Origin of the sequence: Buttiauxella warmboldiae, from assembly GCF_003818135.1 — a bacterium.
GTDB lineage: Bacteria > Pseudomonadota > Gammaproteobacteria > Enterobacterales > Enterobacteriaceae > Buttiauxella > Buttiauxella warmboldiae.
In genome coordinates, this window is sequence record NZ_RPOH01000028.1 from 1 (window position 1) to 22,801 (window position 22,801).

General features: G+C 53.8%; 21 protein-coding genes. 9 read left to right on the forward strand and 12 right to left on the reverse strand.

Features of this window, described 5'->3' with window-relative positions:
• Positions 1-288 (reverse strand): helix-turn-helix domain-containing protein (locus EHN07_RS08185; protein ID WP_148085465.1); only part of this gene is annotated, 288 nt, incomplete at its 3' end.
• Between the two features lie 23 nt (positions 289-311).
• On the opposite strand from EHN07_RS08185, the gene tnpA reads away from it, so the two are divergent.
• Positions 312-728 carry an IS200/IS605 family transposase gene (gene tnpA, locus EHN07_RS08190; RefSeq protein WP_124023687.1) on the forward strand — a complete coding sequence of 139 codons (417 nt, stop codon included), beginning with the start codon at positions 312-314 and terminating at the stop codon, positions 726-728.
• A 98-nt stretch (positions 729-826) separates the two neighbouring features.
• On the opposite strand, the gene feoC is transcribed toward tnpA, so the two are convergent.
• The 5 genes from feoC to greB all read right to left on the reverse strand — a co-directional run bounded on the left by feoC (position 827) and on the right by greB (position 7,097).
• A complete protein-coding gene (gene feoC, locus EHN07_RS08195) occupies positions 827-1,066 on the reverse strand; it encodes a [Fe-S]-dependent transcriptional repressor FeoC (RefSeq protein ID WP_124023688.1) in 240 nt (79 codons plus the stop codon).
• Positions 1,067-1,075: 9 nt separating this feature from the next.
• A complete protein-coding gene (gene feoB / locus EHN07_RS08200; RefSeq protein ID WP_124023689.1) occupies positions 1,076-3,397 on the reverse strand; it encodes a Fe(2+) transporter permease subunit FeoB in 2,322 nt (773 codons plus the stop codon).
• A 54-nt stretch (positions 3,398-3,451) separates the two neighbouring features.
• A complete protein-coding gene (feoA, locus tag EHN07_RS08205) occupies positions 3,452-3,676 on the reverse strand; it encodes a ferrous iron transporter A (RefSeq protein WP_124023690.1) in 225 nt (74 codons plus the stop codon).
• A gap of 496 nt (positions 3,677-4,172) precedes the next feature.
• Positions 4,173-6,503, reverse strand: a complete 2,331-nt coding sequence (locus EHN07_RS08210) for a Tex family protein (protein ID WP_124023691.1) — start codon at positions 6,501-6,503, stop codon at positions 4,173-4,175.
• Between the two features lie 120 nt (positions 6,504-6,623).
• Positions 6,624-7,097 carry a transcription elongation factor GreB gene (gene greB / locus EHN07_RS08215; RefSeq protein WP_124023692.1) on the reverse strand — a complete coding sequence of 158 codons (474 nt, stop codon included), beginning with the start codon at positions 7,095-7,097 and terminating at the stop codon, positions 6,624-6,626.
• A gap of 236 nt (positions 7,098-7,333) precedes the next feature.
• Between greB and ompR the strand changes: the two genes are divergently transcribed.
• Together ompR and envZ are read left to right on the forward strand one after the other, a co-directional pair.
• Complete coding sequence (ompR, locus tag EHN07_RS08220) at positions 7,334-8,053, forward strand: osmolarity response regulator transcription factor OmpR (protein ID WP_001157751.1); 720 nt, start codon at positions 7,334-7,336, stop codon at positions 8,051-8,053.
• A complete protein-coding gene (gene envZ, locus EHN07_RS08225; protein ID WP_124023693.1) occupies positions 8,050-9,405 on the forward strand; it encodes a two-component system sensor histidine kinase EnvZ in 1,356 nt (451 codons plus the stop codon). The genes ompR and envZ overlap by 4 nt, the downstream gene beginning before the upstream one ends.
• A gap of 69 nt (positions 9,406-9,474) precedes the next feature.
• Here envZ and pckA read toward each other — a convergent pair whose 3' ends face one another.
• The 5 genes from pckA to EHN07_RS08250 all read right to left on the reverse strand — a co-directional run bounded on the left by pckA (position 9,475) and on the right by EHN07_RS08250 (position 15,553).
• Complete coding sequence (pckA, locus tag EHN07_RS08230; RefSeq protein ID WP_124023694.1) at positions 9,475-11,094, reverse strand: phosphoenolpyruvate carboxykinase (ATP); 1,620 nt, start codon at positions 11,092-11,094, stop codon at positions 9,475-9,477.
• Between the two features lie 272 nt (positions 11,095-11,366).
• Positions 11,367-12,245: an Hsp33 family molecular chaperone HslO gene (gene hslO / locus EHN07_RS08235; protein ID WP_124023695.1), complete on the reverse strand. Its 879-nt coding sequence runs from the start codon at positions 12,243-12,245 to the stop codon at positions 11,367-11,369.
• Between the two features lie 24 nt (positions 12,246-12,269).
• Positions 12,270-12,671 carry a ribosome-associated heat shock protein Hsp15 gene (gene hslR / locus EHN07_RS08240; RefSeq protein ID WP_124023720.1) on the reverse strand — a complete coding sequence of 134 codons (402 nt, stop codon included), beginning with the start codon at positions 12,669-12,671 and terminating at the stop codon, positions 12,270-12,272.
• Positions 12,671-13,351, reverse strand: coding sequence for a GMP/IMP nucleotidase (gene yrfG / locus EHN07_RS08245; protein ID WP_124023696.1), 681 nt, complete (start codon positions 13,349-13,351; stop codon positions 12,671-12,673). The genes hslR and yrfG overlap by 1 nt, the downstream gene beginning before the upstream one ends.
• A 60-nt stretch (positions 13,352-13,411) precedes the next feature.
• Positions 13,412-15,553 (reverse strand): intracellular growth attenuator family protein, encoded by a 2,142-nt coding sequence (locus tag EHN07_RS08250; RefSeq protein ID WP_124023697.1) that lies wholly within the window; start codon positions 15,551-15,553, stop codon positions 13,412-13,414.
• A 324-nt stretch (positions 15,554-15,877) separates the two neighbouring features.
• Here EHN07_RS08250 and nudE point away from each other — a divergent pair, with 324 nt between their 5' ends.
• A complete protein-coding gene (nudE, locus tag EHN07_RS08255) occupies positions 15,878-16,438 on the forward strand; it encodes an ADP compounds hydrolase NudE (RefSeq protein WP_124023698.1) in 561 nt (186 codons plus the stop codon).
• A gap of 47 nt (positions 16,439-16,485) precedes the next feature.
• Here the strand turns inward: nudE and mrcA are convergent, their stop codons facing one another.
• Entirely contained in the window at positions 16,486-19,038 is a 2,553-nt protein-coding gene (gene mrcA / locus EHN07_RS08260; protein WP_124023699.1) for a peptidoglycan glycosyltransferase/peptidoglycan DD-transpeptidase MrcA, read from the reverse strand.
• Positions 19,039-19,157: 119 nt separating this feature from the next.
• Here mrcA and EHN07_RS08265 point away from each other — a divergent pair, with 119 nt between their 5' ends.
• Genes EHN07_RS08265 through pilQ form a run of 5 tightly spaced genes read left to right on the forward strand, consistent with a single transcriptional unit; the run spans position 19,158 to position 22,546 of the window.
• Entirely contained in the window at positions 19,158-19,982 is an 825-nt protein-coding gene (locus tag EHN07_RS08265; protein ID WP_167467297.1) for a type IV pilus biogenesis protein PilM, read from the forward strand.
• Positions 19,979-20,533 carry a PilN domain-containing protein gene (locus tag EHN07_RS08270; protein WP_124023701.1) on the forward strand — a complete coding sequence of 185 codons (555 nt, stop codon included), beginning with the start codon at positions 19,979-19,981 and terminating at the stop codon, positions 20,531-20,533. The genes EHN07_RS08265 and EHN07_RS08270 overlap by 4 nt, the downstream gene beginning before the upstream one ends.
• Positions 20,517-20,984: a HofO family protein gene (locus EHN07_RS08275; RefSeq protein WP_124023702.1), complete on the forward strand. Its 468-nt coding sequence runs from the start codon at positions 20,517-20,519 to the stop codon at positions 20,982-20,984. Before EHN07_RS08270 ends, EHN07_RS08275 begins: the two co-directional genes overlap by 17 nt.
• Positions 20,974-21,360, forward strand: a complete 387-nt coding sequence (locus EHN07_RS08280) for a HofP DNA utilization family protein (protein WP_124023703.1) — start codon at positions 20,974-20,976, stop codon at positions 21,358-21,360. Before EHN07_RS08275 ends, EHN07_RS08280 begins: the two co-directional genes overlap by 11 nt.
• Positions 21,299-22,546, forward strand: coding sequence for a type IV pilus secretin PilQ (gene pilQ, locus EHN07_RS08285; protein ID WP_124023704.1), 1,248 nt, complete (start codon positions 21,299-21,301; stop codon positions 22,544-22,546). The genes EHN07_RS08280 and pilQ overlap by 62 nt, the downstream gene beginning before the upstream one ends.
• The last annotated feature ends 255 nt before the right edge of the window (positions 22,547-22,801 follow it).

Consider the following 22,801-nt stretch of genomic DNA (forward strand, 5'->3'; position numbering starts at 1 on the left):
TTTCTGAAAGAAGTTTTTATAGCCGCGCTCAAGGTCTTTTAACGCCTGCTGCAAAGGCTGAGATGGTGCTTCTTTCAACCATTGAGTTTCAGGTTCTTTTTTCCACTCAACCAGCCATGCTGTCATTTGTGCATAAGAAAGGTATTTGTTACCGGCCTCATGATTTTCATTCTGAAACGCAAGTGAGCGATTAAAAACAAAGCGACAAGCCCCAGCGAAGCGCCGCATATCGCGCTCTTGCTGACCATTAGGTCTTAACTGGAATTTGAAGGCTTGTAGTCGTTTCATATGGAAGATGATATTTTTGGCCTATGACAAAAGAAATTGATATTCGTCGAGGAAGACATTGCACATTCCTGATGCATGTTCACCTGGTATTTGTTGCCAAGTATCGACGCCGAGTATTTGATCAGGATGCTATCGAGAAGTTACGCAGTTACTTTGCCAGTGTATGTGCTGATTTTGATGTTGAACTGGTTGAGATGGATGGAGAAGGTGATCACATTCATTTGTTGGTCAACTACCCGCCAGAATTAGCGGTATCCAGTTTGGTTAACAGTCTTAAAGGGGTGTCCAGTCGATTGCTTCGTCGTGACCGCCCTGATATTGCGGCTCGGTATTACTACAAAGGCGTTCTGTGGACTCCGGGCTACTTTGCCAGTAGTTGCGGCGGTGCGCCAATATCCATCATCCGGCAATACATTGAGCAACAGCAAACACCAGGTTAGGTAGAAAACCGTGCCTTATATCCCCGCCCTGAAGGACGGGGATATAAGGCACACTGGGTAAAATAAAAATGGCGGGACCGGGTCCCGCCACTTCAGGTTCATGCCTTCAGCGCCCACACTTCCCGAATACATTTCTTTCCTTCCGGGCAGCTTTTACAGCTGCCGGTCAGGCAGTCACTGGGATCTTCGGTAATGCGTATCGCTTTGCCCATCGCTTCAAGACGGCCGAGCATGGCGTTCACCAGCGGCAACGGCGTGGCGAGCTGTTGGCTGATCTGTATCGCATCCAGGCGGCCTTGCAGCGCCAGCGCATCGCGGATCTCAATTAAACTCGCCATCTGCGCTCCTTAGTGGCAATCGCCAGCGGCGCTTTTACAGCACGCCGCGGCGACCGTTTTACGGGTAGACACCAGGCTGACATCCACCCGGCTACGCGCCCGACGCAGGCCGCTTATCAACAGCACATTGAATAACACCACCGCCAGGATACAGACCAGGCTGTATTGCGGATGGGCGCTAAATGTCACGCTCTGGTAGTAAAGCGTGGCAAGCGAGTAAGCGATATTGAGTCCCCACAGCACCGAGAACATCATCCAGCCACGGCTTGACTCACGCGCCACGGCACCCATTACTGAAATGCAGGGGATGTAAAGCAGAACGAAAATCAGATAGCTGTAGGCCGCAGCGGCGCTGCCGAATTTGCTGCTCATCACGCCCATCGCACCGCTGGCCATTTCACCGTCGCCTTTGCTGGCCTCGATGGGGTTAGCCAGCACGCTCAGGCTGAAGGTGTCTTTCAGACTCTGCCAGGTTTCGCCTGCGGCGGCACCTAATTCATCGGTCAGGCTGAAGCTTGCTGCATCAAACGGCTCTTCATGCATATCTTCAGCGGTGTAGAGGGTATTGAGTGTCCCTACCACCACCTCTTTCGCCATTGCCCCGGTAAACAGGCCAACCGTTGCTTGCCAGTTGTCTTCGTGAACCCCAATCGGCTGCAACAGCGGGGTCAGCACGCGGCTAACCGACGCCAGCGCAGAGTCGTTAATGTTGTCCACTTCTTTGCCGCTAAACGAGAAGCTGTTGAGCGCGCCGATGAAAATACTGACGATAACGATAACTTTACCGGCGCGCAGCACGAAACCTTTCAGGCGCTGCCAGGTTTGCAGCAGCAGGCTTTTCAGATGCGGAACGTGATAGACCGGCAGCTCCATCACAAACGGCGTGGCTTCGCCGCGCATGATGGTGTGTTTAAGCATCAGGCCGGTGAGGATCGCCATCACGATGCCGAGAATGTAGAGCGAAAAGACCACCAGCGCGCCCTGCTGGCCAAAGAAGGCTGCGGCAAATACCGCAAAAATCGCCAGACGCGCGCCGCAGGACATAAACGGCGCCATCATGATAGTCATCAGGCGTTCACGCGGTGCATCAAGAGTACGCGCGCCCATCACTGACGGCACGTTACAACCGAAGCCGACGATCAGCGGTACGAATGATTTCCCCGGCAGGCCAAGAGACTGCATCAGGCGGTCCATTACAAATGCCGCGCGAGCCATGTAGCCGGAGTCTTCAAGGAAGGACAGGAACAGGTACATCATGCCGATTTGCGGTACCAGCGGCAGCACGGTGTTGATCCCGCCGCCGATCCCCTGAGCCAGGAAAATGGTCAGCCAGCTCGGGAAGTGCAGGGTGGCGCCAATCCACTGAATACCGTGGATAAAGATGGCCGCAGAACCACCGTCGAAAATGGGCTGTAATGCGCCGCCGATGTTAATCGCCAGCAGGAACATCACATACATCACCAGCAGGAAAACAGGCAGGCCGAGGAAGCGGTTGAGGATAATTTTATCCATCATGGCCGTTAAACGGTGCGGTTCAGCCGTCAGGCTGTTGCTGATGGAATCACAGATTGCGGCGATAGTCTGGTAACGTGCATCGGCAATCAATAGTGCCGGATCTTCATTTTCCGCTGCCAGCTGCGCACGAACCTCATCCAGTTGCTCTGCGGCGTGACCGGCATATTCACGGCTATAGATATCGCCTTCGAGCATTTGTAGCGCCAGCCAACGGCGCTGCTGCGCAGCCAGATCGGCAGGCATGTCTGCTGCCAGTTTGTCCGCTTCTGCCAGTAATTTCGGCAGATAGAGCACTAAATCGGTATGCGCATTGGGCTGACGGCGGTCGATGGCCAGCTTCAGGCCCTCCATTCCACGGCCACGGGTCGACACCAAAGGCACTACCGGGCAGCCTAAACGGGCGGCAAGGGCATCGATATCAATGCGAATATCCTGCTTCTCGGCGATGTCGAGCATGTTAAGCGCGACCACGCAGGGGATCCCCAGTTCAAGCAGCTGCAATGTTAAATAGAGGTTTCGTTCGAGATTGGAGGCATCGACAACGTTAATCAGCAGGTCGGCGTCACCGCTCAGAATGTAATGGCAGGCGATTTGCTCATCGAGAGAGGTTTGCGATGAAATGGTGGTCAGCGAGTAGGTGCCCGGCAGGTCAACCAGAGTGACCTGGTGCGAAAGCGTTGAAAACTGACCCTCTTTACGTTCTACGGTAACGCCCGCCCAGTTACCCACCCGTTGGCGCGAGCCGGTGAGCTGGTTGAAGAGGGTCGTTTTCCCCGAGTTAGGGTTACCGATTAAGCCAATGGTTAATTTTTTCATTTTATTCTTGAACTTAAAGAAAATAGCAACGAGCGCGAGCGCTCACCCCGCCGGTCAGGCAATGGCTTCAATGTGCACTAATTCGAGATCTTTTTTACGCAGCACCAGGCTTACGCGACGCGTTTCAATATGAATGGGATCGCCTAAAGGGGCGACGCGTACAACGCTGAACGAAGATCCGGGCAACATACCGAGTGATAATAATTTTTGACGGTATGACGGGCTAATTTCACTGGCAAAGCCGGTAATTTTCCACGCACTACTTGGCAAGAATCGCATAGGACCTACTTAGAGCCTGGCTCAGGTATTTAAAATATCGTTAGGCATTGAGGAGAAATAACGAACAAATCAATGATAATGAGAATGGTTTCTGTCTTCAATATTTATTTTTGCGCCGCATAATTGGTTTTGGTTTATTTTTCTGCGGGCTTTTACTTATTCATTCGTCAGGTATTTGAAGGCTTGTTTGTATCAAACAATATAAATAACAGCAGGTTGTGATTATTTTAAAATGATAAAAATATTATTTAATCTCCGTTAATGTTGTCGAGATATTTCATCTGTTACGTATTTGATAAATATTAGTGGCGTTTTTAAATGGCTGCGGAAATTGATCTGCCGCAAACTTATTCTCATTGGGATGAATTGGTTAGGGTGATAACGAAATGTTATTTAGACCATGCCTGGTGAAAATAAACAAATTGTGCTGGATCTGGAGTCAGGGAAATCCCCCCTCTCGCCATTGAGTGGGAGAGGGGGAATGGTTCATCAAAGATTAGCGCTTCTTACCTAATGCCGCTGCCAGTGCGTCACTCATTGCGCTGTTGCCTGCGCTACTGCTGGCGTTTTCACGGCCACGCGGTTTTTGCTGCTGGGCCGGGCGGCGTTCAGTTTGTTCACGCGGTGCGCTGCCACGACGGTTGGACTCGCCTGGTTGCTCATCCAGGCGCATGGTTAGCGCAATACGTTTGCGCGCCAGATCCACTTCCATCACTTTTACTTTGACGATATCACCGGCTTTCACCACTTTATGGGGATCGTCGATGAACCTGTCGGAAAGTGAAGAAATGTGGACCAGGCCATCCTGATGTACGCCGATATCCACAAAGGCACCGAAGTTGGTGACGTTGGTGACCGCTCCTTCCAGCACCATACCCGGCTGCAGGTCATTCATGGTTTCAACGCCATCGGCAAATTTCGCGGTTTTGAATTCCGGGCGTGGGTCGCGGCCGGGTTTTTCCAGCTCTTTAAGGATGTCGGTTACCGTTGGCACACCAAAACGCTCGTCGGTAAATTCGCTTGCCTTCAGGCCCCGTAGCGCTTCGCCGTTGCCCATCAAATCCTGCAAGGCCTGTTCGGTTGCCGCCAGAATGCGCTCAACAATCGGGTACGCTTCCGGGTGAACGGTGGACGCATCCAGCGGGTTATCGCCATGGTTAATACGTAAAAAGCCCGCACACTGCTCAAAAGCTTTCGGCCCTAAACGGCTGACTTTCAGCAACTGCAGGCGATTCTGGAAACGGCCGTTCTCATCACGCCAGTTGACGATATTCTGCGCCATCATACGCGTTAAACCCGCTACGCGAGTCAGCAACGGCACCGAGGCGGTATTCAGATCCACGCCCACGGCGTTTACGCAGTCTTCGACTACCGCATCCAGTTTTTTCGCCAGCTGTGACTGGCTAACGTCGTGCTGATACTGGCCGACGCCGATAGATTTCGGGTCGATCTTCACCAGCTCCGCCAGCGGGTCTTGCAGGCGACGGGCGATAGAGACGGCGCCACGAATGGAGACATCCAGATCCGGGAATTCCAGCGCGGCCAGCTCGGATGCCGAATAGACGGAAGCGCCCGCTTCGCTGACAATCACTTTTTGCGCGGTGACCTGCGGGAATTGCTGCTGCACATCAAGGAAGAAGCGCTCGGTTTCACGGGATGCCGTCCCGTTGCCAATCGCAACCAGCTCAACGTTGTGTTTTTCGCACAGCGCGGCCACCGCGACGGCGGCTTTTGCTGCTTGCCCGGTGTGTGGGTAAATCGTATCGGTAGCAACCAGTTTGCCAGTGGCATCAACCACCGCTACCTTCACGCCGGTACGCAGGCCAGGATCGAGGCCCATGGTCGCGCGCAGGCCAGCAGGTGCCGCCATCAGCAGGTCATGCAGGTTACGGGCGAAAACGTTAATCGCTTCGTCTTCGGCGCGTTCGCGCACGGTGCCCATCAGCTCGGTTTCGAGGTGCATCAGCACTTTGATGCGCCAGGTCCAGCTCACTACGGCACGGCGCCAGGCGTCTGCCGGTGCGTTATTGAGGCGTAAACCGAGATGGTCGATAATCAGCTGTTCGCAGTAGCTTTCACGCGGCGGCTCGTCGTGCTGCGGATCGGCATTCAGCGCGAGCTGTAAAATACCTTCGTTGCGGCCACGGAACATGGCGAGGGCGCGGTGAGAAGGGACGGTGGCGATCGGTTCGTGGTGGTCGAAATAATCACGGAACTTTGCGCCTTCCTCTTCTTTACCGCTAACAACCCTGGCAACCAGGTGCGCGTTCTTCCATAAATAGTGGCGTACTTTCGCCAGCAGCGCCGCATCTTCCGCGAAACGCTCCATCAGAATATAACGGGCGCCATCGAGCGCCGCTTTGGTGTCGGCAACGCCTTTGTCGGCGTCAACGAAACGCGCCGCTTCTTCCTCAGGCGCGTGGGAAGGTTCGTTCCACAGCAGTTCGGCAAGCGGTTCCAGACCGGCTTCGATAGCAATCTGGCCGCGCGTACGGCGCTTCTGTTTGTACGGTAAATAGAGGTCTTCAAGCTCGGTTTTGCTCAGCGTGCCGCTGATGGCCGCGGCGAGCTCGTCACTCAATTTACCTTGTTCGGCAATCGATTTGAGGATCGTCTGACGACGATCTTCTAATTCGCGCAGATAGCCCAGACGGGTTTCTAGCTGACGCAGTTGCGTATCATCCAGACCGCCGGTGACTTCCTTACGATAGCGTGCAATAAACGGTACGGTATTCCCTTCATCGAGCAGGCGAACGGCGGCATCAACCTGTTCATTTCGGGCCTTTAGCTCGCCGGCAATAATGCGGCAGAGTGAATCATTCATCATGGCTTTTTCATCTGTGTCAGTCGGAATTTCAGGGTGTAGTTATACGGATTGAAGGGTGAAAATGCCAGCCACAGCGCCCGGGAGCGGATGAATCGGACTCTTCTGTTGCTGGCCTGTGGGCTATTTCACATACTCGATTTCATTGATGTACCACTGCGCTTCACCGCCAGGCGTCTGCACGATGGCCAGATCCCCCACCTCTTTTTTCAGCAGGGCGCGGGCCATCGGTGAGTCGATTGAGATGTAATCTTTGCGGCCGAAAATTTCGTCATAGCCGACGATGCGAAAGCGCAGCTGGTTTCCGTCATCGTTTTCAATCTCCACCCACGCACCAAAGAACACTTTGCCCTCTTGCTGCGGTGAATAGTCGACGATCTTTAATTGTTCGAGACATTTCGTCAGATAACGCACTCTGCGATCTATTTCTCGCAGCCGTTTTTTGTTGTACTGGTAGTCGGCATTTTCGCTGCGATCGCCAAGGCTTGCCGCCCAGGTGACCTTTTTTGTTACCTCCGGGCGCTCTTCACGCCACAAGGTGTCCTTTTCTTGTTTAAGCTTTTCGTAGCCTTCGCGGGTAATTAATGGCGTTTTCATCATCAAGCCTTGAATGGATGCAGCAATGTAGGTGATTTAAACCGAAATATCAGGGTAATGGCAATCCTGCTGATTTGCGAAGTCAGTCATTATTCTGTGTTAAAAAGTACCTATAACCATCTGTTTAATATGCTTTGTAACAATTTCGACTAGAATATATACCAGATTTGACTGGTCGTAACGCCCCAGTTTTTGAAGAATACGCACTCACTGTTCGTGCCTTTGGGAGTAGAAAAATGCAAGAAAATTATAAGATTCTGGTTGTGGATGACGATATGCGTCTGCGTGCGCTGCTGGAACGTTATCTCACCGAGCAAGGCTTCCAGGTCCGTAGCGTGGCTAACGCAGAACAGATGGATCGCCTGTTAACCCGTGAGTCCTTCCACCTGATGGTGCTTGATTTGATGTTGCCGGGTGAAGATGGCCTGTCTATCTGCCGCCGTCTGCGCAGCCAAAGCAACCCCATGCCGATCATTATGGTTACCGCGAAAGGCGAAGAGGTTGACCGTATCGTGGGGCTGGAAATTGGTGCTGATGACTACATTCCAAAACCGTTTAACCCGCGTGAACTGCTGGCGCGTATCCGTGCCGTTCTGCGCCGCCAGGCCAATGAGCTGCCGGGAGCGCCTTCGCAGGAAGAGGCGGTGATTGCATTTGGTAAGTTTAAGCTCAATCTCGGTACCCGCGAGATGTTCCGTGAGGATGAGCCGATGCCATTAACCAGCGGCGAGTTCGCGGTACTGAAAGCGCTGGTGAGCCACCCGCGTGAACCACTATCACGCGATAAGCTGATGAACCTGGCGCGCGGTCGTGAATACAGCGCGATGGAGCGCTCAATCGACGTACAGATTTCTCGTCTGCGGCGCATGGTCGAAGAAGATCCTGCGCATCCACGCTATATCCAGACCGTATGGGGGCTGGGCTACGTATTCGTGCCGGACGGTTCTAAGGCATGAAGCGAGTCCGCTTCTCCCCCAGAAGCTCGTTTGCCCGCACGCTGTTATTGATCGCCACCCTGCTGTTCGTCAGCCTGGTGACGACCTACCTGGTGGTGCTGAACTTCGCTATTCTGCCGAGCCTGCAGCAGTTTAATAAGGTGCTGGCCTACGAGGTTCGTATGCTGATGACCGATAAACTGCAGCTGGAGGACGGCACGCAGCTGGTGGTGCCGCCTGCATTTCGGCGTGAAATTTACCGTGAATTGGGCATTTCGCTCTATTCCAATGAAGCGGCGGAAGACGCGGGCTTGCGCTGGGCGCAGCATTACGAATTTCTTAGCCATCAAATGGCGCAGCAATTGGGGGGCCCAACCGAAGTTCGGGTTGAGGTGAACAAAAGCTCGCCGGTGGTCTGGCTGAAAACGTGGCTATCGCCAAATATCTGGGTTCGCGTTCCGCTGACTGAAATTCACCAGGGCGATTTCTCGCCGCTGTTCCGCTATACGCTCGCCATTATGCTGCTGGCGATTGGCGGCGCCTGGTTGTTTATTCGCATCCAGAATCGGCCGCTGGTTGACCTCGAACACGCCGCTTTGCAGGTCGGTAAGGGCATTATTCCACCGCCGTTGCGTGAGTATGGCGCGTCAGAGGTGCGCTCGGTCACGCGTGCGTTTAACCATATGGCGGCGGGGGTGAAGCAGCTGGCCGATGACCGTACGTTATTGATGGCGGGGGTGAGCCACGATTTGCGTACGCCGCTCACGCGTATACGTCTGGCAACCGAGATGATGAGCGAAGAAGATGGCTATCTGGCTGAATCGATAAACAAAGATATCGAAGAGTGTAATGCGATAATTGAGCAGTTCATCGATTATCTGCGTACCGGGCAAGAGATGCCGCTGGAAATTACCGATCTCAATAGCGTGCTGGGGGAAGTGGTGGCTGCGGAAAGTGGCTATGAGCGTAAAATTGACACCAATCTGCAGGCCACTGAGCTACTGGTCAATATTCATCCGCTATCGATTAAACGTGCCGCCGCCAATATGGTGGTGAATGCGGCGCGTTATGGCAACGGCTGGATTAAGGTCAGCAGCGGCGGTGAGTTAAACCGCGCCTGGTTCCAGGTGGAAGATGATGGTCCGGGGATTAAACCTGGGCAGCTAAAACATCTGTTCCAGCCTTTCGTGCGCGGCGACAGCGCGCGTAGCACCAGCGGTACCGGACTGGGGCTGGCGATTGTGCAGCGCATCATCGACAACCATAACGGCCTGCTGGATATCGGCGTTAGCGAGCGGGGCGGCTTGCGGATACGGGCTTATTTACCGGTACCGATGAAGAAGGCCACCCAACCTCTTAGCGAGAGAGCATAAAAAAAGGCCCTCGTCACTTCTGAGGGCCTTTGCGTTGCTTTTCAACGAGATATTTATCGCATGGGCGAATTAGATTTGTGGCCCAGCGCTCACCAGTGCAGCCCCTGCCGGGGTGTCGGTGTACTTTTCGAAGTTTTCGATAAACAACTTAGCCAACTGTTGTGATTTTTCTTGCCACTGCTCCGGGGACGCGTAAGTGTTACGCGGGTCCAGAATATGGTCATCAACGCCTGCCAGCGTGGTTGGAACCGCAAGCCCAAAGATCGGCAGCGTGAAGGTTTCGGTATCGTCCAGAGAACCATTGAGAATGGCATCAATAATCGCGCGCGTGTCTTTAATGGAGATACGCTTGCCGGTACCGTTCCAGCCGGTGTTAACCAGATAGGCCTGCGCGCCAGCGGCCTGCATACGTTTCACCAGCACTTCTGCGTATTGTGTCGGGTGCAGAGAGAGGAATGCCGCACCGAAACAGGCAGAGAAGGTTGGCGTTGGTTCAGTGACGCCACGCTCAGTCCCGGCAAGTTTGGCGGTAAAACCAGACAGGAAGTGGTACTGAGTTTGGTTAGCCGTCAAACGTGAAACCGGTGGGAGAACACCAAAAGCATCGGCGGTCAGGAAGATAACTTTATTGGCGTGGCCCGCTTTAGAAACGGGTTTGACGATGTTCTCGATATGGTAAATCGGGTAGGAAACACGGGTGTTTTCGGTTTTTGAACCGTCGTCAAAGTCGATAGAGCCATCGGCGCGTACCGTCACGTTTTCCAGCAGCGCGTCCCGGCGAATCGCATGATAAATTTCCGGTTCGGCTTCTTTGGACAGACGAATGGTTTTTGCATAGCAGCCGCCTTCGAAATTGAAGACGCCATCATCGTCCCAGCCGTGTTCGTCATCGCCAATCAGGCGGCGTTTCGGATCGGTGGAAAGCGTGGTCTTGCCGGTGCCGGACAGGCCAAAGAACACCGCCACATCGCCTTTCTCGCCAACGTTCGCCGAGCAGTGCATGGAAGCAATGCCTTTGAGCGGCAGCAGATAGTTCATGATAGAGAACATCCCTTTCTTCATTTCGCCACCGTACCAGGTGCCGCCAATTAACTGCACGCGTTCGGTGAGGTTAAAAGCGATGAAGTTTTCGGAGTTCAGCCCCTGCTCTTTCCACTGCGGATTGGTGCATTTCGCGCCATTCATCACCACAAAGTCAGCTTCGAAGGTGGCCAGCTCTTCTTCCGTGGGGCGGATAAACATGTTCTTAACGAAATGAGCCTGCCAGGCCACTTCGGTAATAAAACGTACCGAGAGGCGGGTGTCCGCATTCGCACCGCAGAATGCATCAATGATAAACAGACGCTTACCTGAGAGCTGCCTGGTGACGAGGCCTTTCAGATGCTGCCAGGTCTCTTCGCTGAGCGGTTTATTGTCGTTTTTACCTTTGCCGTTGTCGGCCCACCACAGCGTATCGCGGGTGGTGTCATCGCGCACGATGTACTTATCTTTCGGGGAACGGCCGGTAAAAATGCCGGTATCAACAGCAATGGCGCCGAGATTTGTTTCTACGCCGCGCTCAAAACCTTCCAGGTCGGGGTTAAGCTCTTCGCGATACAAGGTGTCGTAATCGGGGTTGTAAATCACTTCGCTTGCGTCATGAATGCCATAAGCCTTGAGATCTTGCGGGGTTATGCCTTTAACTCGCATTTCACTGCTCCTTAGCCAATTTCTACTGCCTGAGATTGTAGGGGTGTTTATCTGTGGTTAACCGCGACACCAATCATAGATTTGAGCATCCACCCAAATCCATCTGGCGGAAAACGCTGTGAAGCTAGCCACAACGGGGGGAGAGTATGGCAGGAAATGGTGAGCCGGCAGGGAGAATAGGCTGAATATGCTATAAAACAGTGCGATTAACGGACGAGGTGTGAGCCAGCGCAAAGATTGGCCCCTCCATCAACCGGAAGGGCCCGGGGAAATCAGTGAACCTGCGGATCGGCTGGAGAGGAATTGTTGCGGATTTCTGCGATGTCCATGGAGTTGAACACGTAGTGATTGCCGCAATAATCGCAATTCATGTCGATTTCGCCTTCCTCGGCAATGATGCTGTTCACTTCTTCATCCGGCAGCGTTCTTAGCGCATCGGCACAGCGCTCGCGGGAACAGGTGCACTTAAATTCGACGTTTTGCGGATCGTAAAGGGTCACTTCTTCTTCGTGATACAAACGCCACAGCACATCATTCGCCGGTAGGGTCAGCAGCTCTTCAGCCTTGATGGTTTCCGTTAATGCCGCCAGGTGATTGAAATCATCGGCCTGCGCATCTTGTGCTGGCAGAACCTGCAGCAGCATGCCGCCTGCGGCTGGCTGGCCTTCAACATCGCCGGTGCGAATAAACAGGCGCGTTGGCAACTGTTCGGAACGTAAGAAGTAATCTTCCAGACAGGCCGCCAGCGTATCGCCTTCCAGCCCAACTACACCCTGATAACGTTCGCCTTCGGCCGGGGTGATGGTAATCACCAGGTAACCATTGCCCACCAGCGCCTTCAGATCTGCATCGGCAGGAATGTCGCCTTTAAAACGCGCTACGCCGCGCATTTGCTGGTTGTTATTACCGTTAATCACGGCGAGGCTCATTGGGCCATCCCCCTGTAATTGAACGGTAATGTCACCATCAAACTTGAGGGTGGCGGTCAGCAGGCTGGTTGCCACCAGCAATTCACCGAGAATAGTTTTCACCGGCGTCGGGTAGCTATGGTTTTCCATGATCTGTTTCCAGGTCTCGGAAACGGTGACCAGTTCACCGCGCACGGCGAAGTTCTCAAACAAATAACGGTGCAGTTGGTCGTGTTGAGCCATAATTTTCTCTCATTCAGATGGCAGCTATTCGTTGCCACCGTGTTTAAATTTCATTAAGTCGCGTCGCTCTTTTTTATCAGGGCGACGGTCGGGGTGGGGCATGGTCAGCGCATTCATTTTGCGCGCCAGCGCCACTTTCTCCCGCTTAGCGATACTTTCCGCGGTCTCTTCATAAAGCTGTGTGGCATCGGTGGCGGGGCGTCGCTGTTCGGTCACCGCCAGCACTTTGACGGTCTTCTCGTCATTGCCCTGACGCAGCGTCAACATGGCATTAAGCTCCACGATTTTACTCGGCTTGCTGCGCTGCCCGTTGTAATGCACCTTGCCGCCTTCCACCATTTCCCGGGCAACGGCACGCGTTTTATAAAAACGCGCGGCCCACAGCCATTTGTCGAGGCGTACGCCTTCAGATGATTTTTCTTTCATCATGCCTCCTTAAACATTAGCTTCGGGAGCAGTTGACGATAGTCGTTCAGCGCCGGATAGCGCAGCCAGGTTTTATCGGCCTCGCCTGAATCGGGATTGCTCACGCCCAGACAATAGCGAATGCCAAACTTCGCGGCGGAGTCCAGAATCGGTTCGCTATCGTCAATAAATAGCGTTCTGGCGGGTTCCAGCCCGGTATGTTCGGTAACGGCTTGCCACAACCGCCTGTCTTCTTTCGGATAACCAAATGTGTGGGTGGAAAGTAATAAATCAAGGTGCTGGGCTAAACCGGTATGTTCTAGTTTGACCGCCAGGTTATGCGGATGCGCGTTGGTCAGTAAAATACGGCGCTTGCCACAGGCTTTCAGCGCCTCAAGCAACGGAACGCTATCTTCACGTAGCAGCGCGTTTGGCCCCTGAGCCGTGGTCATGGCGCAAATATCCAGCCCCAGACGCTCACTCCAGTAATCCAGACAGTACCAGTTTAGCGTATGTTGCACGGCGTGATATTCGCGGGCGATCAGCTGATGGGCTTCATTCAGGGGAATATTTCTTCGCTCGCTGACGGTTTCTGGCACCAGCTTTTGCCAGAAGTGGTTATCGAACGCGAGGTCCAGCAGCGTGCCGTCCATATCGAGCAGGACGGTATCGACATCCTGCCAGGCAATATCAATATGCATAGGTTCGGGCCTGATTAGAGGAGACTGCGCGACAGGTTAGCACAACCTGCCGCGTAAGGTTCAGAACAGCGGGCGTACCGCAGTGATGGCGGTTAACGATGGATTGATACAGCTGTCGTAGTACTGCTGAATTTGCGCGAGGCGACTGCGGTTGCGGCGATAGCGGCGAATCGCCAGCACGCCATTAATGAGCAGACAGGCAAGCATAGCGATCAGCAACAACGTGGTGCTGATATAACGCCACAGACTGCTGCTATCGGGAATTTTATGCAGCGTGATGTGCTGCGTGCCGTTTGCATCCTGATGGATACCGGTAATAATGCCTTCAGCGCGGAACGGCGTTTTGAGCAGCATACCAGCCAGCCGCTGGAATTCGCGCCATTGTTCCTGTGGTGGAATGTCGTACAGCGGAACCGGCGGTAATGGCTGGTCTACCAGGTCGCTACCTTCATCGTTAATAATCACATATCCGGCAGGTGCCGGGCTGTTGAGCGCCTGTGCCGCGCGAGCGGTTTCGCGAATAAAGAACGGCGCTGTAGAAGTGGTGACCAGGTTATCCAGCGATTCCGCGCTGACTGGACGCAGCAAGACATTGACACCAGTGAGTTTTCCCGCATCCGCCTTCCTGGTGAGTGCATCCCAATCTTTCGTGTTTCCAAGGTTTACCAGCGCATTTTTCAGCCGCACGCACTCATCTTCGGCGGTACAGAGCGCCTGCGTTTTCAGCACGATTCCGGCGAAATCATCCAGTAACACCATGCCTGATTTTTGAATGGCGCTACGGAGCTGCGGGTTTACCTTTGAATCGTCGCTGGGCTGCGGATGAATTTGTCCACTGACGGCCTGCGTCAGCGCGATAGCTTTATCCATAATATCGGATTCCGGCAGCGGCAGCGCCTGTGCGCTATTCCAGACAATCTGCGAACAGTCGAATGGGGTAAACGGATACGCTTGACGGTTGGTGTAATTGCTCGGCGAGTGAATGTTACACATGCCGGTGCCGTTCACCATCAGGGTATCGCCCACGCGAAGCGCTGTTCTGTCGAGGTCCGCAACGGTCCTGGCTTCGATGGTTTGCGCCCCTTTCAGCCATGACATGCTCAGTTTCAGGGGCATTTCCAGCGGCACCCAAATCGTCAGCATCAGCAGCACGGCGAGGCTTCCGACGGCAATCACCAGATTACGAACCCAGTGCTGAACGGGAAAGTTTCGCACCTCGTCATGCAGCGACAGGAAGCGCCCCTGACGAATGACATGCCTGTCGAGGTAGATATCAATATCGGTTTTCTGCCCAAGATCCTGAGCCACATACGGCTGCCAGTGGCTCGGGTAGATCAGGTCAATAATCCCTAATGAAATATTGTTAATCTGATCCTGATTTGACTCGCCAAAAAGCCCCCAACGCTTAGGGGTGCCGCGCAAGCAGTGGACTTCGCGCAGCGCATTTTTTGCCGGAGGGGCAAATAAGCCCCACAGGCTTGCCGCCAGCAGCATAAAGGCACCGCCCACCAGCCACGGTAAAACAATCGGCGGCGTCACCAGGCATAAAAACAGCATGATAAAAGCCACGCAAATCAGTATCGCTTCACGCAGGCCGTCGGGGCGGCTTAGGGCGTACTCTTCGGGCGTTTCCTGGCGGATGTTAAGAAGCTCTATCTGTTCGCTCTCTTCACCGCGAATCGACGCCTGAGTATGCGGGTTTTGTTCCAGAGCGAAGCCGCGATTCTCGCTGCTGTAGTCGCTAAGCGTGTGGCCGTTGAGGGAGATAACCAACGGCATGGTTTCAGTACGCACCAATTCAACGTGGTTATCGTTAGTAATGTACTGCTCCCAGAATGGCGGAAGATGAACCTCTACTGAATCAAGGTAATAGCGCCATTTATTGGGATCGTCAGTGGATAAGCCATAGCGGGTGATGGCACGCGTAAGAGAAAGCGCGGTGTTGCTTAGTGAATTCAGCACCAGCTTTGCGGGTGCCGCACTGGCGCCAGAAGGCCCCACGATATCCTGGGTGCGATCTAATGATTCAATATAGTTTTCAACTGCGGCACGCTCATCAGCGGTTAATTTACGCGCGCTGGCACCGCTAAAGGACTGGGCTTGTGAAACTCGAGTGCGTAATCGCAGGCTGCGCCAGATGAGCCACCCCGCAATTAAGATGCAGGCCAGCATAGCAGCTAAAAGAAGTAATAAGGTGCTCATGCCTTCCCCATCAAACACTCGTTTTCTGATTAAAACGTAGCAAGTTGCACCCGTTATAGCATGCGGGCATAAAAAATTATCGGCAGGCCAGAGCTCAATCTTGAGGTATTTTTATCGCTAGCGCCTGCTGTAACATAATGTTAGCAAAGCGACTTTACGGGAAATATCAGCAAATTCCTATTTCATTTATTCCCTCAGACCAGGTAATAACGACAGAGAAAATACCTAAAGTTGCAAAAATGTAAATAATGCCAATCTCCATTGCGTGAGCGATGTGGCATAACGCACAATGATGCACCTGCATTCACTGTTAGCCCAGCCACGATGAGTAAACCATTACAAAAACCGACCATTTTACATGTGGAAACCGTAGCGCGTTCACGGCTGTTTAATGTTGAAACGGTGGACCTGGAGTTCAGCAACGGTGTGCGCCGGGTTTATGAACGTATGCGTCCGTCTGCTCGCGAAGCGGTAATGATAGTCCCTGTCGTCGATAACCATTTGATTTTGATTCGCGAATACGCGGTGGGTACGGAATCTTATGAGCTTGGTTTTGCCAAAGGGTTAATCGACCCCGGTGAGACGGTTTTTGAAGCGGCGAATCGTGAACTGAAAGAGGAAGTGGGCTTCGGCGCGAAGCAACTGACCTTCCTGAAAAAGCTCACCATGGCCCCCTCTTATTTCTCCAGCAAAATGAATATCGTCATTGCTGAGGATCTCTACCCGGAATCCCTGGAAGGCGACGAGCCTGAAGAGCTGCCGCAGGTGCGCTGGCCGCTGGAATCGATGCTTGCTCTGCTAGATGAGGAAGATTTTAGCGAGGCGCGCAATGTGAGCGCGCTTTTCCTGGTGCGTGAATGGCTGAAAGGGCAGGGGCGTTTGTAACGTATTCTTAAAGCCCGTTTCAGGGTGAAACGGGCTTTATCAGGCGCTTAGAACAGTTCGTGGCTTTCGCCGTTATCCATTAACGTGGTGCCCACTTCATGCACCGCCTGCTGCGTAGGTTGGGTTCCTTCAATAAAGAATTCAGCACGGCTGCTGCCACCATTTGCCAGTTGACCGCTGTAACGGTCAATGTTCACGGTGACAATGCCCGGAGGCGGCGTTAACGGCTCTTCCGGCACACCTTCCAGCGCGGCTTGCATAAACTCATCCCATGCAGGTTGAGCGCTCTTCGCCCCGCCTTCGTAGCCAGAAATCTGGTCTTTGATAACCCCTGATGCGGATGTGCGGCCCAGGTTGCGACGGTGATCGTCAAAACCAATCCACACAGAGGTCACCACTCCTGGACCGTAGCCTGAGAACCATGCGTCTTTCGAGCTGTTGGTGGTTCCTGTTTTCCCGCCGATATCGTTACGTTTCAGGTCACGACCAGCGCGCCAGCCGGTACCTTGCCAGCCCGGTTCACCGTAAATATTCGAGTTAAGCGCGCTCTTAATCAGAAACGCCAGCGGGGTATTGATGACGTGCGGTGCGTACTCCGGCGGGCTGCTTTGGGCAACCAGTTCGCTGTTCGCCTGTTCGAGCTTCGGCATTGGAACGCTGACATGTTGCGTTTCCTGGGATTGCGCAACGTCTTCAACATCCTTATTTTCCAGAACGTCAGACTTCTGCGTTTCTCCATAAATCACGGGAATATCGCAGTTCGGACAAGCGACTTTCGGTTTTGCTTCAAAGAGGGTGCCGCCGATTTCATTCTCAATTTTCGAGATATAGTAAGGATCGACCAGGAAGCCGCCGTTAGCCATCACCGAGTAGCCGCGAGCCACCTGCATTGGGGTGAAGGATGCGGAGCCAAGCGCCAGCGACTCGGTATGTACAATATTTTGCGCCGGGAAGCCGAAACGCTGCAGATATTCTGCCGCATAATCAACGCCCATCGCGCGCATTGCCCGCACCATTACCACGTTTTTCGACTGGCCAAGGCCCTGACGCAATCTGATTGGCCCGGCATATTCCGGCGGTGAGTTTTTCGGGCGCCAGTCTGAGCCGGCACCCGCATCCCAGCGGGAAATTGGCACATCATTCAGCACGCTCGCCAGCGTCAGGCCTTTATCCATGGCGGCGGTATAAAGGAATGGTTTGATGTTCGAGCCCACCTGGCGTAGGGCCTGGGTGGCACGGTTGAACTTGCTCTGGTTGAAGTCGAAGCCGCCCACTAACGCCACTACGGCACCGTTATGCGGATTGATAGACACCAGCGCGGAGTTGACGTCCGGGACTTGTCCAAGCCACCAGCTGTCTTCTACTTTTCGCACCCAAATTTGCTGCCCCGCCAGCACCACATCGGTCACTTTACGCGGGGTTGGGCCTTGGGCAGTATCTGAACGATAAGGGCGCGCCCAGCGCATGCCTTCCATGTTAAGGGAAACGGCGCTGCCATCAGCCAGCAAGGCGGTGGCTTCATTGGGCGCAGCCTGGGTCACTACCGCCGGGAAAAGCGGGCCGTAGACGGGCAGGTTCTTCAATGAATCGACAATCTTAGTTTTGTCCCACGGCGTTTCGCCGATTTTCCACAACACATTTGACGGGCCGCGATAACCGTGGCGCATGTCATAAGCCATAACGTTGTTACGTACGGCCTGCTGTGCGGCTTGCTGCGTTTTTCGGGTAATGGTGGTGTAAACTTTGTACCCATCCTCGTAAGCCTTCTCATCGTATTTGGCGACCATATCCTGGCGCACCAGTTCAGAGAGATAAGGGGCAGAGAACGCAATTTCCGGCGCGTGGTAGTTCGCATCAATCGGCTGATTACGCGCTTCGTCATACTGCGTCTGGGTAATGTAGCTTTCACTCAACATACGCGACAGCACGACATTACGACGGGACGTAGCCCGGTCCATTGAGTAAAGCGGGTTGAATGTTGACGGCGCTTTTGGCAAACCGGCAATCACCGCCATTTCGCTAAGCGTTAGTTGCTCCACCGACTTACCAAAATAGACCTGGGCTGCGGCGCCCACGCCATAGGCGCGGTAGCCGAGATAAATCTTGTTGAGGTACAGCTCGAGGATTTCGTCTTTGGTAAATAACTGCTCAATACGAATCGCCAGGAATACTTCTTTTATCTTGCGCGTCAGCGTGCGTTCAGGGCTCAGGAAGAAGTTACGTGCCAGCTGTTGCGTGATGGTGCTTGCACCTTGCGAGGCATGGCCGGAGAACAGCGCTACGCTTGCGGCACGGAAGATCCCAACCGGATCAACACCGTGGTGCTCGTAAAAACGGCTGTCTTCAGTGGCAATGAACGCTTTGACCATGACCGGGGGAATCTGGTCGAGCGTCACCGGGATGCGGCGTTTTTCACCGTATTGCGCGATTAACTCACCATCAGCGGTATAAACCTGCATTGGGATCTGCAGCCGCACGTCTTTCAGCGTGGCGACATCAGGCAGCTGCGGCTCAATAAATTTGTAAAGCCCGAAGATCGAGCCTGCTCCCAGCAGGATGCAACATACTGCCAGCACTAATAAATACTTTACGAACTTCACCTTAAATTTCCCATTACGTTTCCATTGGGCAGTTTATAAACAATCGCGCAGTAGTATAAAGGCAAGCCAGTGGCATTGGTATGGCATTTTCCGTAACGGCGATAAGGAGGTCGTAACAAATGGTATTCACCAGCTGGCAAATTGGCATGGATATTCAGCATGAAAGTATTCGTATTGTCGCGGTTGTGCGCCAGCGGCAAGGGTGGCAGCTTCGGCGCTGGTGGCGGCTGCCCTTACCGGAAGGAACCTTCGGCGACGGTTTGTTAATCAATGCTGAAGCCTTCACTAAGGTACTGGCGGGCTGGCGAAAAGAGCTACCTTTGCGTCATCAGCTGCGGGTCTCTTTTCCCTGTCAGAGAACATTACAACGTTCGGTTGCCGCACCCGATAAACGTCTGTCTGAACCGGCAAGCGAGGCTTATATCGCCTCGGCAACCGCCCGCCAGCTGCAAATGACGCCATCACAGCTGTGTTGGGATTATTTACCGTCACAGGAGGTGACTGACCCACCTTTGATCGTGGCTGCGCGTAAGACAGATGTAGCGGCGTTGCTCAAACACCTGGCGGCAGTCAGGCTCTTTCCGGCAACGATAACCCCTGATGCCAGCGCATTACCTGCGCTTATCGCCCCGTGCCGTCTCGAAAAATATCAATATCTGGCCCATTGCGAACGTTGCCACTGGCTCTGGGCTTCGACTGAACCTTTAGCGCGGTGGGGATGGTTTGATGCTAAAGCGGTGCCGACGCTTTCCGATTTGTGTCAGCAACTTAATAGTGAACCCGAGTTTGTCGCGCTCAGCTGTGTACCGCCCGTATCCGTTCCGCTGAACGTTTTCCCCCTGGATATCTGGCGGGTATTTTCCCGCTTACAGCCACCCTTACCGCAGCATGGTGGGGAGTTTGTGGTCGCGGTAGCGCTGGCTATCGGCAGGGTAGCCGGATGATGCGCCTGCTTAATTTACTGCCGTGGCGTCAATCACAGCGGCAACAGCGCGTATATCGTTGGGTAGGGCTCTTTGGCCTGGTTTTGGTGCTGGTTCCGCTACTGGCGACCATGGTGCGGCTATTTTTGCTCCCGGATATTCGCCAGCAGCAGGCCCAAAACGGCTATCTGGCCAATGTGCAATCTGCTTTGCAGCGCCTGCACCAGCAGCGGCTGGTTTTGCAGGAGCAGCACAAAAAATGGCTGGCCCTACAGCAGCTTCGGGATGTGCAGCAACAGGCAATTCAGCTCTGGGAATCTCGCTTGATCCAGCTCGCAAGCGTCATGCCCGGTGGTTCATGGCTCTCTTCTCTGGCCCTGCACAAAAGACAATTTGTTGTTAAAGGGCACGTTAATTTACTGCAGGACGTACAGCGGCTGGAAAAGGAGCTTGCCCGGCTTGCTGGGGTTGCCAGGGTTCAGACGGGATCGGTGCAGCAGGAAACACGGGGTGGATTTGGTTTTGTTTTCACCTTAACGCTTGCTGAGGGAGTGGATGGACGGGGTCATTGAGCGCTGGTTGAGTGGCCCGCTGTGGCGGCGCGTGGCGTCACTGGTTGCCGTTATCGGTGTGGTCATGCTTGCCGCCTGGCAGGTCCTGATTGAGCCGCCGTTTTCACAGCTGCCGCAGCTAGCAGCCAGCGGTGAGCAGGCGGAGCGGCAAGTTGCAGAATGGCGCCGAAAAATCCGTGCCATCCCCCGATACCCGTTGCCGGTACAGCCTTCTGCTCCTCAGGTATTTTCCGTGGCTGAGTTTGTCAGACAATCCAACGGACAGCTGCTGAAATGGCAGCCTGGTGATAAGCAAGGAACTCTGCAAATGGTGGTTCCCTGGGAGGTGCTGCCGGGTCTGTTTGCCAGGTTAGGCGCATACCGCGTGGTGTCTGACCTCTCTTTTACTATCACCGCCCAGGGGGAGCGACTTAATCTTTTGCTGACTCTGGAGTTTGCCGATGAATCGTAGCCTGTGTTGGGGCTTACTGATGGTGATTTCGACTGTGAAGGGGATGCCTGCCAACCCGTTTCAACAGCAAATTTCGCCTTGTGAAAAGCTCACCGCGCAGCTGACGAGCTGGGTATTAAGAGGAGTGATGAGCTCGCCGACGGCGAACATCGCTCTGATGCTTAGCCCACAGGGAAGCTGGCAGAGAGTCAGGGCTGATAGCGAGCTTTTCCAGGCTGTGCATATTGAGAATGTGGGGGCAGGGTTCGTAGTGGCGAAGATTAACCCTGCCTGCCAACCCCCCTACTACCGTTGGGAAATAAAAAGAGACCTCTATGCTAAGGATGCGAATACTGCTGCTGGCGCTGTTTCTTCCCCTCGCCAGTCAGGCAGATAACGAGATTTCACTGGTGCTCGATGATGTACCGGTCACTCAGGTTTTACAGACCCTGGCTGAGAACCAGAATGTAAATCTGATGGTCGCGCCGGGCGTGGAGGGCGTGCTGTCACTTAACCTGGTTAACGTGCCCTGGAAACAGGCTTTCCAGCTGATACTAAACAGTGCCGAACTTAGCCAGCAGCGGGAAGGCAATGTGATACAGATATTCCCAAAGGCCCGGCTGCGTGAGCAGCGGGCGTTAGCGGCTGAACAGCGTAATCAACAGGCACTCGATCAACCTCTGCTGTATCAGGTTTTTACGCCGCGTCACGCGGATGTTGAAGCGCTGTCCACATCATTAACATCGGGGGGCAATAAGCTGCTGAGTGCGCAGGGGAATATCACCATAGATAAGCGCACCAATCGGCTGATTGTTCGCGATAACAAGAGGGTGCTAAAACAGATCGCGGAGTGGATCGCTCAGATGGATTGGCCGATTGGACAAGTCGAAATTTCGGCTCATATTGTGACGATTAATCAGGATAAGCTGCGTGAGCTCGGCGTGAAATGGTCGGCTGCGGAACAAACGGCTCAAGGAAAACGCTATCAACCCAGCGGGATTTCAGCCGCTCTCTCAGTCGGCAACGCGACAACAAAGCTCGGTTTCAACATTGCCCGCATTGATGGCCGCATCCTGGAGTTTGAGCTATCAGCCCTGGAGCAACAGCAGCAGCTGGAAATTATCGCCAGCCCTCGCCTGATGGCGGCCCATCAGCAGCCTGCCAGCATTAAACAAGGCACGGAGATCCCTTATCAGGTTGCCAGCGGCGAGCGCGGAGCGACCGCCATCCAGTTTAAAGAGGCGGTTTTGGGGATGGAGGTGACGCCAACAATCCAGGCGCATGGCAATATTCGCTTAAAGCTGCGCATCAGCCAAAATATGCCCGGGCGCAGCATTCAGCAAGCGGATGGCGAAGTTCTGGCGATAGATAAGCAAGAGATAGAAACGGTGGTCGCTGTAAAAGATGGTGAAACTCTCGCCCTGGGGGGCATTTTCCAGCAGCACCGCAAAGGCAGCCGTGATAGCGTCCCTGTTCTGGGGGCAATACCCCTGCTGGGCGGCCTGTTCAGGCATGATGCCAAGAATCAGCAACGTCGGGAATTAGTGGTATTTATTACCCCCCGGGTGATCCCCGCCGGGTAGCTTTTTCTTCTCTTCTCACAGGGTTTTTCGTCGAAACGCAGCCCAGGTGTTTGACGGCAGAGAGGAATTAGCTTACAAGGTGTACCGTTTCGAGAGGCTGGTTGCTCAAGTCCTGTGACCGACAACCCCGATTGGTGCCTTTTCTTCTTCATAAGAAGGCTGGGGAATATAATCGGTTGCCAAACCACCTTGAGTATTGAGATAATTTTCAGTCTGACTCTCGCACTATCGCTTATGAGGTTTCAGTTCATGTCC

Coding starts and splice junctions, on each gene's coding strand:
- hslR (WP_124023720.1), bottom strand. CDS start 12,671: ATGAAAGAAAAATCATCTGAAGGCGTACGCCTCGACAAATGGCTGTGG.
- hslO (WP_124023695.1), bottom strand. CDS start 12,245: ATGGCTCAACACGACCAACTGCACCGTTATTTGTTTGAGAACTTCGCC.
- yrfG (WP_124023696.1), bottom strand. CDS start 13,351: ATGCATATTGATATTGCCTGGCAGGATGTCGATACCGTCCTGCTCGAT.
- EHN07_RS08265 (WP_167467297.1), top strand. CDS start 19,158: ATGGTATTCACCAGCTGGCAAATTGGCATGGATATTCAGCATGAAAGT.
- envZ (WP_124023693.1), top strand. CDS start 8,050: ATGAAGCGAGTCCGCTTCTCCCCCAGAAGCTCGTTTGCCCGCACGCTG.
- EHN07_RS08210 (WP_124023691.1), bottom strand. CDS start 6,503: ATGATGAATGATTCACTCTGCCGCATTATTGCCGGCGAGCTAAAGGCC.
- EHN07_RS08275 (WP_124023702.1), top strand. CDS start 20,517: ATGGACGGGGTCATTGAGCGCTGGTTGAGTGGCCCGCTGTGGCGGCGC.
- EHN07_RS08280 (WP_124023703.1), top strand. CDS start 20,974: ATGAATCGTAGCCTGTGTTGGGGCTTACTGATGGTGATTTCGACTGTG.
- greB (WP_124023692.1), bottom strand. CDS start 7,097: ATGAAAACGCCATTAATTACCCGCGAAGGCTACGAAAAGCTTAAACAA.
- EHN07_RS08270 (WP_124023701.1), top strand. CDS start 19,979: ATGATGCGCCTGCTTAATTTACTGCCGTGGCGTCAATCACAGCGGCAA.
- feoA (WP_124023690.1), bottom strand. CDS start 3,676: ATGCGATTCTTGCCAAGTAGTGCGTGGAAAATTACCGGCTTTGCCAGT.
- feoB (WP_124023689.1), bottom strand. CDS start 3,397: ATGAAAAAATTAACCATTGGCTTAATCGGTAACCCTAACTCGGGGAAA.
- tnpA (WP_124023687.1), top strand. CDS start 312: ATGACAAAAGAAATTGATATTCGTCGAGGAAGACATTGCACATTCCTG.
- EHN07_RS08250 (WP_124023697.1), bottom strand. CDS start 15,553: ATGAGCACCTTATTACTTCTTTTAGCTGCTATGCTGGCCTGCATCTTA.
- feoC (WP_124023688.1), bottom strand. CDS start 1,066: ATGGCGAGTTTAATTGAGATCCGCGATGCGCTGGCGCTGCAAGGCCGC.
- ompR (WP_001157751.1), top strand. CDS start 7,334: ATGCAAGAAAATTATAAGATTCTGGTTGTGGATGACGATATGCGTCTG.
- pilQ (WP_124023704.1), top strand. CDS start 21,299: ATGCTAAGGATGCGAATACTGCTGCTGGCGCTGTTTCTTCCCCTCGCC.
- pckA (WP_124023694.1), bottom strand. CDS start 11,094: ATGCGAGTTAAAGGCATAACCCCGCAAGATCTCAAGGCTTATGGCATT.
- nudE (WP_124023698.1), top strand. CDS start 15,878: ATGAGTAAACCATTACAAAAACCGACCATTTTACATGTGGAAACCGTA.